This window comes from Leifsonia sp. SIMBA_070, from assembly GCF_046534635.1.
GTDB lineage: Bacteria > Actinomycetota > Actinomycetes > Actinomycetales > Microbacteriaceae > Leifsonia.
Genome location: NZ_JAWRYK010000001.1, coordinates 2,929,181 through 2,944,969 on the forward strand (window position 1 = coordinate 2,929,181; position 15,789 = coordinate 2,944,969).

A 15,789-nucleotide genomic window follows, 5' to 3' on the forward strand; every position below is an offset into this window, starting at 1 on the left:
GTGCACGTTGTTGCGGCCGACACGCCGGACAACTGCGCAACGACGTGCACCTCAGCGGGGAGACCGGCGTGCGGATGTCCGTCGCAGGGGGGATGCGATTGCACCCTCCGGGTGACGAGGCCGGCGACAGCCTCCTGCGAGCGTTGGGTCATGCACGCACACCGCACCCGGCTCATCGGCGCCGCACTGTCCGTCCTGCTCGCGGTCTCGCTGGCCGGCTGCTCCGCAGCATCCGGCGCCCTGGCGAAGCCGGTCGGAGTGCCGGGCCACGGCCCGGGCGCCGAGAGGAGCGGCGGCCTGACCGACGACGACGGGTACATCCCCGAGGGCAGCTCCCTGCCGCTCGACAGCGACGTGCCCGCCGTGACGCGACTCGACCCGGCACTGCGTGCGGCGCTCACGAGCGCGCAGACCGCGATGGCGCAGGACGGCGACAGTGCCGACATCACGATCACGGACGGCTGGCGCTCGGAGCGCTACCAGGAGTCCCTGTTCGCCCAGGCCGTGACGAAGTACGGCAGCGAGGAGGAGGCCGTGAAGTGGGTGAAGCGCGGGCGCGACTCCGCTCACGTCCGCGGCGAAGCGGTCGACATCGCCGACGCCGGCGCGATGGACTTCCTCAACCGCTTCGGCAACGAGTGGGGCCTCTGCCAGGTGTACGCGAACGAGGCGTGGCACTTCGAGCTCCGCACAGCCCCCGGCGGCGTCTGCCCCGCGCAATCCCCAGACGGCCGCGGCTGACCCTTCCCGATTCGTCACGAATCCGCCCTCAGCGTTTGCACATTCGTCACGAATCGGCCCTCAGCGCGCGTGATTCCCCCGATTCGTCACGAATGTGCTGGAGGCTGAGGCGCTGCGGGCTCCCAGTAAGCTGGGTGGGTGTCCAAGGTTCTGAGCAGTCTGCCCGTCGGTGAACGAGTCGGCATCGCGTTCTCGGGAGGTCTCGACACCTCCTGCGCGGTCGCGTGGATGCGCGAAAAGGGCGCCATCCCCTGCACGTACACGGCCGACATCGGCCAGTACGACGAGCCGGACATCGACGCGGTCCCCGGCCGCGCCCAGGAGTACGGCGCCGAGATCGCCCGCCTCGTCGACGCGAAGCGCGCGCTCGTCGAAGAGGGACTGATCGCGCTGCAGTGCGGCGCCTTCCACATCCGCTCCGGCGGCAAGACCTATTTCAACACCACCCCGCTCGGTCGCGCGGTCACCGGCGTCATGCTGGTGCGCGCGATGATGGAGGACGGCGTCGAGATCTGGGGCGACGGCTCCACCTACAAGGGCAACGACATCGAGCGGTTCTACCGCTACGGCCTGATCGCCAACCCGCGCCTGCGCATCTACAAGCCGTGGCTCGACACGGCGTTCGTGGAGGAGCTCGGCGGACGCACCGAGATGAGCGAGTGGCTGGTCGCCCGCGGCTTCCCGTACCGCGACCCGAGCGAGAAGGCGTACTCGACCGACGCCAACATCTGGGGTGCGACGCACGAGGCCAAGCGCCTGGAGGAGCTCGACGCCGGCCTCGACATCGTCGACCCGATCATGGGCGTCGCCGCCTGGCGTGACGACGTCGAGGTCGTCCCCGAGACGGTGTCGGTGCGGTTCGAGTCCGGTCGCCCGGTCGCCATCAACGGCGTCGTGTTCGACGACCCGGTGGCTCTGGTCCTGGAGGCCAACGCGATCGGAGGCCGCCACGGCCTGGGCGCGTCCGACCAGATCGAGAACCGCATCATCGAGGCCAAGAGCCGCGGCATCTACGAAGCCCCCGGCATGGCGCTGCTGCACATCGTCTACGAGCGCCTGCTCAACGCCATCCACAACGAGGACACGGTCGCGAACTACCACAACGAGGGCCGCCGCCTCGGGCGCCTGATGTACGAGGGCCGCTGGCTGGACCCGCAGTCGCTCATGCTGCGCGAGTCGCTGCAGCGCTGGGTCGGGTCCGCGATCACCGGCGAGGTCACCCTGCGCCTGCGCCGCGGCGACGACTACACGATCCTCAACACCGAGGGCCCCGCGCTCAGCTACCACCCGGAGAAGCTGTCGATGGAGCGCGTCGGCAATTCGGCCTTCGGGCCCGCCGACCGCATCGGCCAGCTGACCATGCGCAACCTCGACATCGCCGACTCCCGTTCGCGGCTCGAGCAGTACGCCGCCGCCGGCCTCATCGGCGGACCGACCGGCGCACTGGTCGGTGAGCTCGAAGAGGGTCGTGCCCGGTCCATCCTGGAAGGCGTCGAGCCGTTCGACGAGGAGCTGTCGCGCGAGATCGACCTCAGCTCCGAGGGCGCCGCCTTCGACTCCGGCACCGACTGAGCCGGAGCGGCGAGACCGCACAGGATGCGGTGCCCGGCACACTCCGGCGCTCCGGCATCCGTACGATGAGGGTATGGACCCACGCGCCGCGGAGGCGGAGGAGCACCGCCCCGAGAACTGGCCGCTCGGCCGGCTGCTCGGGGCAGCCTCCCGTGCCGTGGAGCGCGCCTGGGCCGACGCCCTCGAGCGGCGCGGTCTGACCCACGCCGGGCTGATCGTGCTGCACCTGCTCGAACTCGGCTTCGACTCGCAGTCCGACCTCGCACGGATGGCGCAGGTGGAACCGCAGACCATGTCGCGCACCGTCGACCGGTTGGTCCGCGAGGGGCTCGTCACGCGGACTCCCGACTCGGCGGACCGCCGCCGTCATGTCCTTGCCATCACGGAGGAGGGCCGCACGGCGTTCTCGGGCGTGCGCGGACTGGAGGACGAGGTGTTCCCGCAGGTCGCCGATCCCGCCGCACTGCGCGCCGCGCTCATCCAGATCGTCTCCGCCCGGTCATGACGGCTACGCATCGCGTCGCCGTGCTGGTGCTGGAGGGCGCAAAGCCGCTCGACGTGGGCATCCCGGCGCAGGTCTTCTCTCACCGGCCGAGCATGCCGTACGAGGTGCGCGTCTGCGGAGCCTCGCCCGGGCTGGTGACAGGCGGCGACGGCCTCTCGTACCACGTGGCCGACGGGCTGGAGGCGCTGGAACAGGCCGATACCGTCTTCGTCCCCGGCTACCGGAACCCCGCGACGACGGACCCTCCGGCGTCCGTCGTCGGCGCGCTGCTCGCCGCACACGAGCGGGGCGCCCGCCTCGCCGCGATCTCGACCGGCGCGTTCGCCCTGGCCGCAACGGGGCTGCTCGACCGCAAGCGCGCGACCACGCACTGGCACTACACGCGCGCTCTCGCCGAACGGCATCCACTGGTCCGGGTCGACGAGAACGTGCTCTTCGTCGACGAGGGCGACATCCTCACCTCGGCGGGCGCGGCCTCCGGCATCGACCTGTGCCTGCACCTGGTCCGCCGCGACCACGGGGTCGGGCTCTCGAACCGCGTGGCCCGGCGGCTGGTAGCGGCGCCCTATCGCAGCGGCGGGCAGGCGCAGTACGTGCCGCGGAGCGTCCCCGAGCCGCTCGGCGACCTCTTCGCGGAGACCCGGGAGTGGGCCCTCGCGCACCTCGCCGAGCCGCTGACCCTCGAACAGCTCGCGCGAAACGCGAACGTCTCTGCCCGCACTTTCTCGCGGCGGTTCGTGGAGGACACCGGCTACACGCCGATGCAGTGGGTGCTCCGCGCGCGCGTCGACCTGGCGCGCGAACTGCTGGAGCGCACGGACCTCGGCGTCGAGCAGATCGCCGCACGGGTGGGATTGGGGACGGGCGCCAACCTGCGCCTGCACTTCCAGCGCATCCTGGGCACCTCCCCCACCGAGTACCGGCACACGTTCTCGGCCTGACCCTCCCTCTGGCGAGATCGTTGCGAGGCGTGGCGGGAACAGTGGCGAGATTCTTGCGCGACCCGGCGATCGAGCCACTGGCGAGCGCGCACGGCGCTGCGGAGCATGGATGCGGCACACGAAAGGAACCAGCCATGACCCGCATCGCCATCAACGGATTCGGCCGTATCGGCCGCAACACCCTCCGCGCCCTCCTGGAGCGCGACTCCGACCTCGAGGTCGTCGCCGTCAACGACCTCACCGCCCCGGCGACCCTCGCCCACCTGCTGAAGTACGACAGCTCCCTGGGCCGGCTGGGCCGCACGGTGGAGGTGGACGGAGACGTGCTCGTCGCCGACGGCCGCCGCATCCGCGTGCTCGCCGAGCGCGAGCCGGCCGACCTGCCGTGGGGCGAGTTGGGGGTGGAGGTCGTGCTCGAGTCGACCGGACGCTTCACCTCCGCCGACGCCGCCCGGGCCCACCTGACCGCCGGGGCCAAGCGCGTCCTGGTGAGCGCACCCTCCGATGGGGCGGACGTCACCCTGGCCTACGGCGTCAACACCGACGTCTTCGACCCGGAGCGCCACGTCATCGTCTCGAACGCCTCCTGCACCACGAACGCGCTGGCGCCGCTGGCGGCCGTCCTGGACGACCTGGCCGGGATCGAGCACGGCTTCATGACCACCGTGCACGCGTACACGCAGGAGCAGAACCTGCAAGACGGCCCGCACCGCGACCTCCGGCGTGCGCGCGCCGCGGGCATGAACATCGTGCCGACGACCACCGGCGCGGCGAAGGCCATCGGCCTGGTGCTGCCGCAGCTCGACGGCAAGCTCTCGGGCGACTCCATCCGCGTCCCGGTGCCGGTCGGCTCCATCGTGGAGCTGAACACGACCGTCGAGCGCGAGGTCACCCGCGACGAGGTCCTCGCCGCCTACCGCGCGGCGGCCGACGGCGCGCTCCGCGGCATCCTGGACTACGCCGACGAGCCGCTGGTCTCCAGCGACATCACCGGTCAGCCCGCCTCCTCGATCTTCGACGCCGCGCTCACCCGGGTGGATGGCAGGCACGTCAAGGTCGTCGCCTGGTACGACAACGAGTGGGGCTTCTCCAACCGCGTCGTCGACACGCTGAAGCTGCTGGCGCGCGCCTGACCGCCGCCGCCGCTGCCGCTGCCGCCGTTGCCCGCTACTCCGACCGCGGCACCTTCACGGTGAGGCTGGACGGATCGACCCAGGTGCGGAGCGCGGAGGCGCGGCCGAACAGGTCGCCGTCCAGCTCGACCTCCTCGGCGCGGCTCAGCCGCATCACGAACTCGCGGCCCTTCAGGTAGTTCATCGCCCGCACCTCGCGGTCGGCGCCCATGAGGCGCCGACCGACGGTGGTGCGGCGGAGGACGCCGTTCTCCCAGAAGATCTTGACCACGATCTGCACCCAGCCGATGAAGCCCTCCGGCCGGAGAACGACGATGTCGAACTCGCCGTCGTCGACCGCGGCCTCCGGCAGCAGCAGTATGTTGGCGGGCAGCGAGCCGCAGTTGCCGATCAGGACGGTGTGCGCGCGGGCCGCGTGCACGCCCTTCTGATCGAGACGGTAGCGGACGCGGAGCGTGTTCTTGTCGCGCAGGACCGTTCCGATCGCCTTGACGTAGGCGAGCCACCCGTGCCGCGCCTTGAGGTCGTCGTCGGTCGCGGCGATCATCCGCGCGTCGATCCCGACTCCGGCCATCACCAGGTACGCGTGCCGCCGGGTCGGACCGTCGCCCTCCCGCAGCTCGACCACTCCCATGTCGATGGAGCGGTCGTCGCCGCCGAACGCGGAGTCGAGGGCGTTCTCGACGTCGTCCAGCGTCAGGTTCAGGTTCCGGGCCAGGAGGTTACCGGTGCCGGACGGGAGCAGCGCGATCGGCACGTCGCTGCCGCGCAGCGCCTCCGCCACCGTGCGGACCGTTCCGTCCCCGCCGGCCGCGATGACGACATCCACACCCTCTTCGAGCGCCTGCTTCGTCTGCCCGGCGCCCGGGTCGTCCTGGGTCGTCTCGAGCCACAGCGTCTGTGCCCAACCCCAGCGCTCCTCCGCGGCGGCGAGCGCCTCCCGCAGTGCCGGCTCATCCACCTTCACCGGGTTGACGACGATGGCGGCGGTCCTCGGATGCTCGGGCATACCCCGGACAGTACCGGCGATCACGCAGGTGGGGAAGGAGCGCGGACCGCCCGGGCGGGTCAGCCCTTGCCGTTCTTGGCGCCGGGGCCCTTGCCGGGCTTGTCGTTGCCGTTGCCTTTGCCTGGCTTCGCGGGGTCCTGCTTCGCGGGCGGCTGAGCCGGCTGCTGCTGCACCGGCTGCTGCTGCTGCACCGGCGCCTGGGTGGCCGGCGCTTCGGCCGGAGCGACGGTGGCGGGAGGCGCCACGACGCTGGGCGTCGGACGGGGCGTCGTCGGGACGCTGCGCGGCTCCGACGCCGGGGCCATCAGGCTGCCGAGGCCCAGCGTGGCCAGGACCACCAGGATGCTGCCGGCGACCGCGCCGGTCGCGACGATCCCCCGACGGCGCCGGGTCGACGGCTGCGGCCGCGACGAACGGCGGCTGGGCAGGATGCGCGTCGGCTCCGCCGCACCCGCGGCCGCAGCCGCTCCGAGCTCGTCCGCGCGCATCGCGACCGTGGCGACATCCTCCGGCGCCTGGGGCTCCTCCGGCTCCCAGCCCGCCAGCTGGGGTGCCAGCTCCCGCACCATGACGGCGACCTCCAGAGCGGTCGGGCGCGGCCGCGGGTCGCGGGCCGTCATGGCGCCGAGCAATCCGCGCCAGTCCTCGGGCAGAGAGGCCGGGATGCGGGGATCCCGCGCCGCCCGCGCAGCCACCGCCTCCACCGCCGTCCCGGGGTATTCGCGGACGCCGGTGAGCGCCTCCAGGATGACGAGCCCCAGCGAGTAGATGTCGGCGGCGGGCCCGGGCTCGCCCTCGAAGATCTGCTCGGGGCTGAGGTAGCCGGCGGTCCCGATCACGGTGCCGATGGTCGTGATGCGCTCGGAGCCGATCAGGTGCGCGATGCCGAAGTCGGCCAGCTTCACGACCGGCCGGCCACCGGGGACGCTGGCGTCGGCGAGCAGGATGTTGCCCGGCTTCAGGTCCCGGTGCACCATCCCCGCCTCATGCACCGCCACGAGCGCTTCGGCGATCCCCACCGCCACCTCGACGGCCTCGTCGGGCGTCAACGGCCCGTGCTCGAGGCGGCTGCGGAGGTCCTCCCCGTCCACCAGCTCCATGACCAGGAAGCTCGGGGTGGTGTCGCCGTCCGACGCCAGGTGCGCGTCGTGCAGAGCCACCAGGTGCGGATGGCTCAGCCGGGCGAGCATGGAGGCCTCGGTGCGCCGCCGCGCATCCTCCACCGCTGTTCCACTGGCGAACACCTTGACCGCGACCTCGCGGTCCAGCCGTCGGTCGACCGCACGGAAAACCGTCGCCATTCCGCCCCGACCCAGCTGGTCGTGCAGCTCGTACCGCTCGAGGAGCACTCGTTCATCCACCGCGCGAGCATACGCGCCCATCCCGTGTCCGTGAATCCGCCGACAGTCGGGTCCACCCCCGTTGCATCTACAGAGCAAGAGGGCATGACTGAAGAGGGTGAAGCACGAACCGGAAGCGCCTCGGCCCGACACGGGCGTGCTCGAGGCGCTGCAGGTCTACCGTGCGGCCGAGGCGGCGATGCGCAGGCGCACCGGCGCCGCCATGGGGATCGGCGAGAACGACCTGCTCGCCCTCCGGCTGATCCTCGACAACACGGCCCTCGGCCGGCCCACCTTCGCCAAGGACGTCAGCGCCTACCTGGGCGTGTCCAGCGCCTCCACCACCCTTCTCGTCGACCGGCTCACGCGGGCCGGTTTCGTCGAGCGCCGGCCCAGCCGCACCGACAAGCGGTCCGTGGAGCTCGTCCCGACGCGTGCCGCGCTCGGCGACACCGGCCCCCTGCTCGCGGCCTCCCAGGAGCAGATCGCTGCGGCGACAGCGGAACTCAGCCCCGACGAAGCCGAGACCGTCACCCGGTTCCTCACGAAGATGCGCGAAACGGTCGATCGGATCGCCGCCGAGCGATCAGCTAGGCCGAAACGGACGTGAAGTCAAGGGGATTGCTAGGCAATTGAAGCAGTTGTTGTGTGGAGCGCGTCAAGGAAAGGACACTTCTCCATGAACATCCTGCTCATCATCATCGCCATCATCGCGATCATCCTGCTGCTCACCGGTGGGTTCGTATCGTCGCTGAACTTCCTGCTCTGGGTCGGCATCATCCTGCTCGTGCTGGCTGTGATCGTCTGGCTGGTGCGACTGCTCACCGGGAGCCGGCGAGTCTAGGCCGGGAGACGCCATGAGCCTCGGCGCAGGGATCTTCCTGGTCGTCGTGGGCGCGATCCTCGCGTTCGCACTCAATGTCCAGGTCGGCTGGATCGACCTGCACCTGGTGGGCTACATCCTGATGTTCGCCGGCATCATCGGCATCATCATCGGGATCGTGCTGCTCACCCGGCGTCGCACCTCCGTCGCCACCACGCGCACGGCCGTCGATCCTGCGACGGGCGAGCGCGTGACGCGCCGGACGGGCGAGTCGGACGACATCGTCTGACGCCTCCCTCTCGAACGCGGAAAGACCCCCGGGCCCAACGGCCCGGGGGTCTTCTCGTGCGCCCGCGTCACTCCATGGTGTCGAGGATTCCCACCAGATCGTCGAAGGTCGTCAGCGGGTTCAGGACGGCGAACCGCGTGTTCGGACGTCCGGCGTGCGAGCTCGGCGTGACGAAGGCACGCTGCTCGTCGAGCAGGCGGGCGGACCACACCGCGTAGTCCTCTTTGCTCCAGCCCTCGCGCTCGAACACCACGACCGAGAGCTCCGGCCGGCGCACCAGGCGGAAGCCATCGCGACCATCGATCTCGTCGGCGATCTGCTCGGCGAGCCTGATGGAGGCCGTCACGGCGTCGCGGTACGCGGTCGCGCCGTGCGACGCAAGCGAGAACCAGAACGGCAGCCCGCGGGCGCGGCGCGTGAGGTGGGCCGCGTAGTCGGACGGGCTCCACTCCACGTTGTCGGTCAGGGTGTCGAGGTACTCGGCGTGCTGCGTGTGGGCGCGGCGGCCCATCTCCGGATCGCGGTAGATCAGGGCGCAGGCGTCGAAGGGCGCGAACAGCCACTTGTGCGGGTCCACGATCACCGAGTCGGCGTGCTCGACGCCGGCGAAGCGGTGGCGGGCGAGCGGCGACAGCATCCCGGCCAGGCCGTAGGCGCCGTCGACGTGCAGCCAGAACGAGAAGTCCGACTTCAGCGCTGCGACGGAGGCGATGTCGTCGACGATGCCGAAGTTGGTGGATCCCCCGGTCGCGACGACGGCGAACACGGCGTCCCCGTACTCCTCGAGCGCCGGGCGGACCGCGTCGCCGGTGAGCCGCCCGGACTCCCCGGGCGAGACCGCGACGACGTCGACATCCATCACCCGTGCCGCGGACGAGATGGAGGAGTGCGCTTCGGCGCTGCAGACGATCACCCAGCGGCCGGCCGGGTTGCCGCGCTCGGTCCGCGCGGCATCCCGCGCGGCGACCAGGGCGGACAGGTTGCCCAGGGTCCCGCCCTGCACGAAGACGCCGCCGGCGGTCGACGGCAGCCCGAACTCCGCCGCCAGCCAGGAGAGCACCTGGTTCTCGGCGTACACGGCGCCGGAGCCCTCCAGCCAGGAACCGCCGTAGACCGCACTGGCGGAGACCACCAGGTCGAAGGCGGTGGCCGCCTTGGTGGGAGCGGTCGGGATGAACGACAGGTAGCGCGGGTGGTCGGTGGTGATGCACGCGGGAGCGAGCACGTGCTCGAACAGGGCGAGGGCGCGTTCGGCGCCGATGCCCTTCTCAGAGACCGTCTGACCGGCGAGGCGGCGCAACTCGAACTCGGGCAAGGGCTTGTCGAGCGGGGTGTCCTCGCTCAGGATGCGGCGGCGCGAGTAGTCGAGCACGAGGTCGACGAGCTCCCGGGTCTCCGGGGTCACGGCGTGCATGCGGTCGGGCGACGGGGCGGGCGTGTCAGTCATGGAACCTCCGACGGATATGCTTTCACACGGAACCCGCAGACGTTTGGCGATGTGCGCACAGAATCTGCGCGATAGGCGCGTCTGGTGCAGCTTAATAGCGCGCGTGTCGGCTCGCACGCTCATTCTGCTACGTTCGAGCGGTGACCGACACACCCGCCGCCGACATCGACACCGATGCCGAACTGGTCGGCCGGCTGCTGTCCGAGCAGCACCCCGACCTGCGCGGCGAGCTGCGACTGGTCTCCGACGGCTGGGACAACCAGCTGTACCGGCTCGGCGAACGGCTCGCCGTCCGGGTGCCGCGACGGGAGGTGGCTGCGCACCTCATCGAGCACGAGCAGCGGATGCTGCCGGGCATCGCCGCACGCGTCCACGTCGCGGTCCCGGTCCCGGTGCGGGTCGGCCTGCCGTCGGCGGCCTTCCCGTGGCCGTGGAGCGTCGTCGAGTGGTTCCACGGAACGGATGGCGCCTCCGTCGACGCCGTATCGCGCGCCGGTCTCGCCGAACCGCTGGCCCGTTTCCTCGACGACCTGTCGCTGCCTGCTCCCGATGCGCCGCACAATCCGGTGCGCGGCGTGCCCCTGGCATCCCGGCACGAGGCCGTGCGTCTGCGGCTGCGCTCGCTGGCCGGCCGGATGGAGGTCGCACACCTCGAGCAGGCCTGGCGCGACGCCCTCGATGCGCCGGTCTGGGACGGCCCTCCGATGCTCCTTCACGGCGACCTGCACCCGGGCAACCTGCTGCTCGCGGAGGACGGCGCGCTCGCGGCGGTGATCGACTTCGGAGACGTCACGTCCGGCGACCCCGCCACCGACCTGGCCACGGCCTGGCTCACCTTCGACGGAGGGGCGCGGGAGGAGTTCCGCCGGGCGCTCCCCGGGCACGACGCCGCCACCTGGCGGCGCGCACGCGGCTGGGCCGTCGTGATGGCCTCCGCACTGGCGACGTCGTCGGACGACAACCCGCGGATGGCCGCACTCGCCCGTCACGCGCTGGAGCAGCTGGCGGCGTGACCTGCGGCGCGAGTGCTGGATCCCGCGGCGCTCGGTCGCGCCGTGCTCGATCCCGCGGCGCTCGGTCCCGCGGTGCTAGAGGCCGCGCTCGTGCGTGGTGCCGTTGACCGGCTGGCCGTCCTCATCCACGGCGACGAGACCCGACGAGCTCGCCGCCGAGGCGGCGAGGCGTTCGATCCACTCCCGGTCGAGCCCGGGCGGACGCGAGCCGTTGTAGCGGAAACGCAGTGGGATGGATGGGTCGATCCAGATCGTGGTGCGCCCGTCACCGTTCTCGGGCGCCTCCCGCCAGCTCAGGGCGAACGACTCCTTGCGCCTCAGCTTGGAGACGATCACCACCTCGAGGTGCGCGAGCACGCGGTCGTCGAACGAGATCTGCGTGCTGCTGTCGTACATCATGTATCCCATCGGGCGCCTCCACCCGACACCGTACGCCCGGACTGCGCCCGCGCCCCCACCGCAACCGCCCCCCACCCGCCGTCGAGTACACAAAAACTGCACCGAATCGCTCTGAATCCGTGCAGTTTTTGTGTACTCGACGGCGGGTGGGGACGCTCAGGAAGTCCCGAGGGTGGCGAGGATGCGGGTTGCCTCGGAGGCGACGGCGTCGCGCCCGACGCGGAGGTAGCGGCGCGGGTCGACGACCGTCGGATCGGCGGCCAGGGCGTCGCGCACGGCGGTCGTGAACACGACGTTGAAACGTGTGCCGACGTTGACCTTGCGGATGCCGGCCCGGCAGGCCTCGCGCACGAGCGCGTCGCCGACGCCGGATGACCCGTGGAGCACGAGCGGGACAGGCACGCTCTCCCGCAGCGCCGCCACCAGGCCGAGGTCGAGGGAGGCCGACTGCTCCGTCATCGCGTGCGAACTTCCGACCGCGACGGCCAGCCCGTCGACGCCGGTGGCCTCCACGAACGCGGCCGCCTCGGAGGGATCCGTGCGGGCCGTCGCCGAGTGGACTCCGTCCTTCCCGCCGATCTCGCCGAGCTCCGCCTCCACCCAGACCCCGCTCCGGTGCAGTACGGCGGCCAGGGAGGCCGTGCGCGCGACGTTCTCCGTCACCTCCAGCTTCGAGCCGTCGAACATGATCGAGGTGAAGCCGAAGCTCACGGCTTCCTGGATCAGCTCCACGTCGTCGGCGTGATCGAGCTGGACCGCGATCGGGACGTCCGCCTGCCGCGCCGCCGCAAGCATCGCAGCACCGAGGGGCGCGAGCGAGCCGTGATACCGCACGGCGTTCTGCGAGAGCTGCAGGATGAGGCCCGTCGACGCGTGCTCTGCGGCCGCGACGAACGCCTCGAGTTGTTCGAGCAGGATGACGTTGAACGCCGCCACCGCGGGAGTCGGCGACTCCGCGAGGAGTTCCGCCGGGCTGACCAGGCTCACGCGGGCACCCCATCCGACGCCCGCGAACGGGCCGGACGCGCCGGACCGGTCCCCGCCCCGAAAACCTCGATCGCGTCCGCGATACGGCTCGACTCCTCACGGGTCAGGTCGAGGGAGGCCGCGGCGATCCAGTCGTCGGTCTGCTCAGGGACGCGCGCACCGACGATCGCGCCGGTCACCCCGTCGACGGCGAGGGCCCAGGCCACCGCGATCGCGCTGGTGGAGACGCCGCGCTCGGCGGCAACGGCGGCGATCGCGTCGACGACCTGCAGGTTGCGCCGCAGTCCCTCGCCGGTGTGCTCCGGGCTGTTCCGGCGCCAGTCCGTGTCCGAGAGCGTGCGGGCACGCTCCTCGGTGAAGGCGCCGGTGAGCAGCCCCGACTCCATCGGCGCGTACGCGAGCACGCCGGTGCCGTTCGCCAGAGACGCCGGGATCACGTCGGCCGCCGCATCGCGGGTGAGGGCGGAGAGCGGAGGCTGCATGGAGTCGACGTGCGCGATCCGCTCGGCGGCTGCGAGCTCCTCGACGCTGTGATTCGACAGGCCGATCGCGCGGACTTTGCCCGCGTCGCGCAGCTCGGCGAACACCGGCCAGTAGTCGTCGACCGTGTACGCGTCGAGCGGCGGCCAGTGCATCTGGAACAGGTCGATGCGCTCGACGCCGAGCCGCCGAAGCGAGTCGTCCACCTCGCGGCGGATGCGCGCCGGGTCCCCGGTCCGGACCGGCTCACCTCGCGGGTCATCGTCGTCCCAGCCGAGACCGGCCTTGGTGAAGATGAGCGGACGATCGGGCTCGGCGAAATCGCGGAGCACGCGCCCGACGAGTTCTTCCGCGAGACCGCGACCGTACACCGGAGCCGTGTCGATCCAGTTGACACCGGCTTCGACCGCCGCACGTGCACTGGCGAGCGAGTCCCGTTCGCTCTGTTCGCCGCGACCGGAGACCCACTGCGCTCCTCCCATCGCGAGCGATCCGAACCCGACACGGGTGATCTGGAGGTCGGTGGTGCCGAGTCGCCGGCGCGGCAGGTCGCTCCCGGAGGGTGCGTTGGACATGGCTGTTCCCTTCAACGGTGGTGGTTCGTGGAATTGCGGGTCAGGAGGCGACGCGATGCCGTGCGCGCAGGTAGCGCTGGTAGACCCCGGTGTAGGCGCTCTGGAGGGCCGAATCGACCTCGACAGCGACCGCCGGCTCCGGGGGTGCGGCCACACCGGTCGTCGCGAGCTGGGCGAGGACCGCCGCCCCGAGTGCCGGGGCCTCCGTCTCCGTGCTCACGGCGAGCGGTGCGTCGGAGAGCTGCGCTCGCGCCTCCCGCCACACCGGGCTGGAGCACGGGACGCCGGCGGCCAGTACAGTGTTCGCCTGCACGCCCGCGAACACGGTGAGGTCCCGATCGAGCTGCAGCGCTGCGCAGGCCAGCCCTTCGTAGAGCGCGCGCAGGATGGTCGGGCCGTCGGCCGGGGCCGCGACGTCGAGCAGGTGGCTGCGGAGGTCGGTCCCCGATCCGGGCAGGAGCACGGTGCCGTCGGACCCGATCGGTCGCCGAGCCAGCTCGGCGGCCTCCTCATCGGGGGTGAGGGCGTCGAGGCCGAGCAGCCCCGTCCAGTGCCGGTAGAGATGCCCGGACGGAAGCTGGGCGTGCAGATAGAACCGCCGACCGTCGACGAACCGGCCGACGCCGACGCCGTCGGGCAGTTCGCCGTCGGGCAGCCAGTCGAGGATCAGGCAGTGCGCCTCCGACGTGCCGGCCGAGATGTAGAGCCCGCCGCCGCCACGGAGTCCGATGCCGTACGCGCCGCAGAAGTGGTCGTGACCGGCCAGGACGACCTCGGCGGTCGCAGGCACGTCCCAACGCTCTGCGAGCCCGGGCTGAAGGGTGCCGACACTCCTTCCCGTCGGTACGAGCTCCGGCAGCAGGCCAGGAGCCCAGCCGGTCGCTGCGAAGACGTCCGGCAGCCAGCGCGCCTCGCGCACGTCGAAGAAGCCCGTCCGGGAGGCGTGGGAGTGATCCACCACGGGGCGGCCCGACCCCGCCAGCTGCGCGGCGATGTAGCCGTTCAGCGTGGCGATACCCGCGACGTCATCCGGAAACACGCCAGGGAACAGCGAAGAGCGCCCGCCCGCCAGCTCGTCGTGCGCCCAGCGCAGCTTAGCCCACGAGAATGAGGGGTCCAGCCCCGCCTGCGCGGCGGCCGGCCCTCCCGCGCCGCGGTTGTACCAGGCCGGCATCGGCCCGAGCGAACGCCCGTCCGCGCCCAGCAGCACCATCTCCTCGCTGAGGGAGGTGACGCCCAGGCCGCGCACGCGCGACCGGTCGGCCGCATCCAGCCCGGAAAGGGCTCCTCCCACGGCATCGACGACGGTCGCGAGGACGGCGTCCGCGTCACGGAGATCTCCGGCAGCGGACGTCCGGACCGGAGTGGCACGGGCGACCACGCGCCGCTCTCCCGTCGCTGCATCGTACAGAAGCGCCTTGGTGCGGGTCGTGCCGATGTCGACGCCGACGAAGATCACGGACGCGCGCCCAGCGTGCGGGCGGTCGCCACCGAGCGGGTGCGGACGTGTGTCGCCGCCAGGAGGCCGTCCAGGTCCGGATCCGGGCCGATGTCGGGGATGAGCACCGACGCGTTGACCGCAGCGGCCGCCACGCCCAGCCGAAGTGCGGCCTCCAGTTCGCCCCCACCGGCGATCGCCGAGACGAGACCGGCGAGGAGAGTGTCGCCGGAACCCGTGGCGTTCTTCGTCTCCACCGGTGGCGCATCCATCTCGATCACCCGCCCGGAGGTGGCGGCGATCAGGCCGGCCGCGCCCAGGGTCACGATGACGAGCTCGATGCCGCTGTCGACGACGGCTGCCATCCCGGCCGTCAGAGCCGCGAGGTCCTCCTCCGTGAGGACGTCGGCGGGGATGTCGGGGCGCAGACCGCGGAACTCCGCGAGGTTGCACTTGATCGCCCAGGGCCGAGCCGCGACTGCGCCGAGCAGCGCGTCCCCGTCGGCGTCGACGATGACGTGAGCCTCTCGGGCGCGAGCCAGGCGGATGAGCTCGCCGTAGAGGTCGTCGCCGCACCCCGGAGGGAGGCTGCCGGTCAGGACGAGCAGGTCGCCGGGGCGGAGGTCCTCCTCGATCGCCGCCGTCAGCGCGGACGCCTCGACGGGCGAAACCACAGGACCCGGCTCGTTGATCACCGTGGACAGCCGTGTGCGCTCATCGACGAGGATGGTGTTGATGCGCGTCTCTTCTGCGATCTCCGTGTGCCGGTCGCGGATGCCGAGGGCGGCGCACGCGTCGCGGAGGTACCGCCCGGTCGGCCCACCCAGGAAGCCGTAGGCGCTGACCGGGGTTCGGAGGCGGCGCAGGGCGCGGGCGACGATGAAGCTCTTGCCCCCGGCGCGGGGGCTGCTGCGGAGGGCGCGGTTGACCTCGTGCGGCCGGAAGTCGGCGATCTCCTCGGTGCGGTCCATCGCCGGGTTGGGACCGACGACGAGGATCGCCCTCCCGGCGGGCACGCTTTCGACGTCGGGGCGGCCGACGGCCTCCGCCATCGCATCCTGCTGCTGCCCGTCCGTCATGCCCGCCTCCATGTTTCC

At 71.7% G+C, this 15,789-nt stretch carries 17 protein-coding genes; 9 read left to right on the forward strand and 8 right to left on the reverse strand.

Translation table 11 applies throughout. From position 1 onward, the window contains the following. Positions 1–150 precede the first annotated feature (150 nt). From SB754_RS13835 to gap, 5 genes are all read left to right on the forward strand, one after another. On the forward strand, positions 151–741 hold the full coding sequence (locus tag SB754_RS13835) for a M15 family metallopeptidase (RefSeq protein WP_410782884.1): 591 nt from the start codon (positions 151–153) through the stop codon (positions 739–741). Between the two features lie 138 nt (positions 742–879). After that, positions 880–2,313 carry an argininosuccinate synthase gene (gene argG / locus SB754_RS13840; protein WP_410782885.1) on the forward strand — a complete coding sequence of 478 codons (1,434 nt, stop codon included), beginning with the start codon at positions 880–882 and terminating at the stop codon, positions 2,311–2,313. A 73-nt stretch (positions 2,314–2,386) separates the two neighbouring features. Then, positions 2,387–2,818, forward strand: a complete 432-nt coding sequence (locus SB754_RS13845; RefSeq protein WP_410782886.1) for a MarR family winged helix-turn-helix transcriptional regulator — start codon at positions 2,387–2,389, stop codon at positions 2,816–2,818. Then, the gene (locus tag SB754_RS13850; RefSeq protein WP_410782887.1) at positions 2,815–3,759 is read left to right on the forward strand and encodes a GlxA family transcriptional regulator; all 945 of its coding nucleotides are present in this window, start codon (positions 2,815–2,817) and stop codon (positions 3,757–3,759) included. Before SB754_RS13845 ends, SB754_RS13850 begins: the two co-directional genes overlap by 4 nt. A 134-nt stretch (positions 3,760–3,893) precedes the next feature. Beyond that, the gene (gene gap, locus SB754_RS13855) at positions 3,894–4,892 is read left to right on the forward strand and encodes a type I glyceraldehyde-3-phosphate dehydrogenase (protein ID WP_410782888.1); all 999 of its coding nucleotides are present in this window, start codon (positions 3,894–3,896) and stop codon (positions 4,890–4,892) included. Between the two features lie 34 nt (positions 4,893–4,926). On the opposite strand, the gene SB754_RS13860 is transcribed toward gap, so the two are convergent. Continuing rightward, on the reverse strand, positions 4,927–5,901 hold the full coding sequence (locus tag SB754_RS13860) for a diacylglycerol/lipid kinase family protein (RefSeq protein ID WP_410782889.1): 975 nt from the start codon (positions 5,899–5,901) through the stop codon (positions 4,927–4,929). A gap of 59 nt (positions 5,902–5,960) precedes the next feature. Next, positions 5,961–7,262, reverse strand: a complete 1,302-nt coding sequence (locus tag SB754_RS13865) for a serine/threonine-protein kinase (RefSeq protein ID WP_410782890.1) — start codon at positions 7,260–7,262, stop codon at positions 5,961–5,963. A gap of 97 nt (positions 7,263–7,359) precedes the next feature. Between SB754_RS13865 and SB754_RS13870 the strand changes: the two genes are divergently transcribed. The 3 genes from SB754_RS13870 to SB754_RS13880 all read left to right on the forward strand — a co-directional run bounded on the left by SB754_RS13870 (position 7,360) and on the right by SB754_RS13880 (position 8,353). Beyond that, entirely contained in the window at positions 7,360–7,851 is a 492-nt protein-coding gene (locus SB754_RS13870) for a MarR family winged helix-turn-helix transcriptional regulator (RefSeq protein ID WP_410782891.1), read from the forward strand. A 69-nt stretch (positions 7,852–7,920) separates the two neighbouring features. Further along, a complete protein-coding gene (locus tag SB754_RS13875; protein ID WP_185276055.1) occupies positions 7,921–8,085 on the forward strand; it encodes a hypothetical protein in 165 nt (54 codons plus the stop codon). Positions 8,086–8,098: 13 nt separating this feature from the next. Continuing rightward, positions 8,099–8,353 (forward strand): DUF6458 family protein, encoded by a 255-nt coding sequence (locus SB754_RS13880; RefSeq protein ID WP_410782892.1) that lies wholly within the window; start codon positions 8,099–8,101, stop codon positions 8,351–8,353. A gap of 67 nt (positions 8,354–8,420) precedes the next feature. On the opposite strand, the gene SB754_RS13885 is transcribed toward SB754_RS13880, so the two are convergent. Further along, a complete protein-coding gene (locus tag SB754_RS13885; RefSeq protein WP_410782893.1) occupies positions 8,421–9,800 on the reverse strand; it encodes a pyridoxal phosphate-dependent decarboxylase family protein in 1,380 nt (459 codons plus the stop codon). Positions 9,801–9,940: 140 nt separating this feature from the next. Here SB754_RS13885 and SB754_RS13890 point away from each other — a divergent pair, with 140 nt between their 5' ends. Beyond that, complete coding sequence (locus SB754_RS13890; RefSeq protein ID WP_410782894.1) at positions 9,941–10,813, forward strand: aminoglycoside phosphotransferase family protein; 873 nt, start codon at positions 9,941–9,943, stop codon at positions 10,811–10,813. A gap of 75 nt (positions 10,814–10,888) precedes the next feature. On the opposite strand, the gene SB754_RS13895 is transcribed toward SB754_RS13890, so the two are convergent. From SB754_RS13895 to SB754_RS13915, 5 genes are all read right to left on the reverse strand, one after another. Further along, positions 10,889–11,221 (reverse strand): ATP-dependent DNA ligase, encoded by a 333-nt coding sequence (locus SB754_RS13895; RefSeq protein ID WP_410782895.1) that lies wholly within the window; start codon positions 11,219–11,221, stop codon positions 10,889–10,891. A 147-nt stretch (positions 11,222–11,368) separates the two neighbouring features. Further along, positions 11,369–12,199, reverse strand: a complete 831-nt coding sequence (locus SB754_RS13900; RefSeq protein ID WP_410782896.1) for a class II fructose-bisphosphate aldolase — start codon at positions 12,197–12,199, stop codon at positions 11,369–11,371. Continuing rightward, positions 12,196–13,254 (reverse strand): aldo/keto reductase, encoded by a 1,059-nt coding sequence (locus tag SB754_RS13905; RefSeq protein ID WP_410782897.1) that lies wholly within the window; start codon positions 13,252–13,254, stop codon positions 12,196–12,198. Before SB754_RS13905 ends, SB754_RS13900 begins: the two co-directional genes overlap by 4 nt. A gap of 40 nt (positions 13,255–13,294) precedes the next feature. After that, positions 13,295–14,713, reverse strand: a complete 1,419-nt coding sequence (locus tag SB754_RS13910; RefSeq protein ID WP_410782898.1) for an FGGY-family carbohydrate kinase — start codon at positions 14,711–14,713, stop codon at positions 13,295–13,297. Further along, entirely contained in the window at positions 14,710–15,771 is a 1,062-nt protein-coding gene (locus SB754_RS13915) for a 1-phosphofructokinase family hexose kinase (RefSeq protein WP_410782899.1), read from the reverse strand. Before SB754_RS13915 ends, SB754_RS13910 begins: the two co-directional genes overlap by 4 nt. Between the last annotated feature and the right edge of the window lie 18 nt (positions 15,772–15,789).

Coding starts and splice junctions, on each gene's coding strand:
- SB754_RS13860 (WP_410782889.1), bottom strand. CDS start 5,901: ATGCCCGAGCATCCGAGGACCGCCGCCATCGTCGTCAACCCGGTGAAG.
- SB754_RS13875 (WP_185276055.1), top strand. CDS start 7,921: ATGAACATCCTGCTCATCATCATCGCCATCATCGCGATCATCCTGCTG.
- SB754_RS13915 (WP_410782899.1), bottom strand. CDS start 15,771: ATGACGGACGGGCAGCAGCAGGATGCGATGGCGGAGGCCGTCGGCCGC.
- SB754_RS13895 (WP_410782895.1), bottom strand. CDS start 11,221: ATGGGATACATGATGTACGACAGCAGCACGCAGATCTCGTTCGACGAC.
- SB754_RS13850 (WP_410782887.1), top strand. CDS start 2,815: ATGACGGCTACGCATCGCGTCGCCGTGCTGGTGCTGGAGGGCGCAAAG.
- SB754_RS13880 (WP_410782892.1), top strand. CDS start 8,099: ATGAGCCTCGGCGCAGGGATCTTCCTGGTCGTCGTGGGCGCGATCCTC.
- SB754_RS13905 (WP_410782897.1), bottom strand. CDS start 13,254: ATGTCCAACGCACCCTCCGGGAGCGACCTGCCGCGCCGGCGACTCGGC.
- SB754_RS13835 (WP_410782884.1), top strand. CDS start 151: ATGCACGCACACCGCACCCGGCTCATCGGCGCCGCACTGTCCGTCCTG.
- gap (WP_410782888.1), top strand. CDS start 3,894: ATGACCCGCATCGCCATCAACGGATTCGGCCGTATCGGCCGCAACACC.
- SB754_RS13845 (WP_410782886.1), top strand. CDS start 2,387: ATGGACCCACGCGCCGCGGAGGCGGAGGAGCACCGCCCCGAGAACTGG.
- SB754_RS13885 (WP_410782893.1), bottom strand. CDS start 9,800: ATGACTGACACGCCCGCCCCGTCGCCCGACCGCATGCACGCCGTGACC.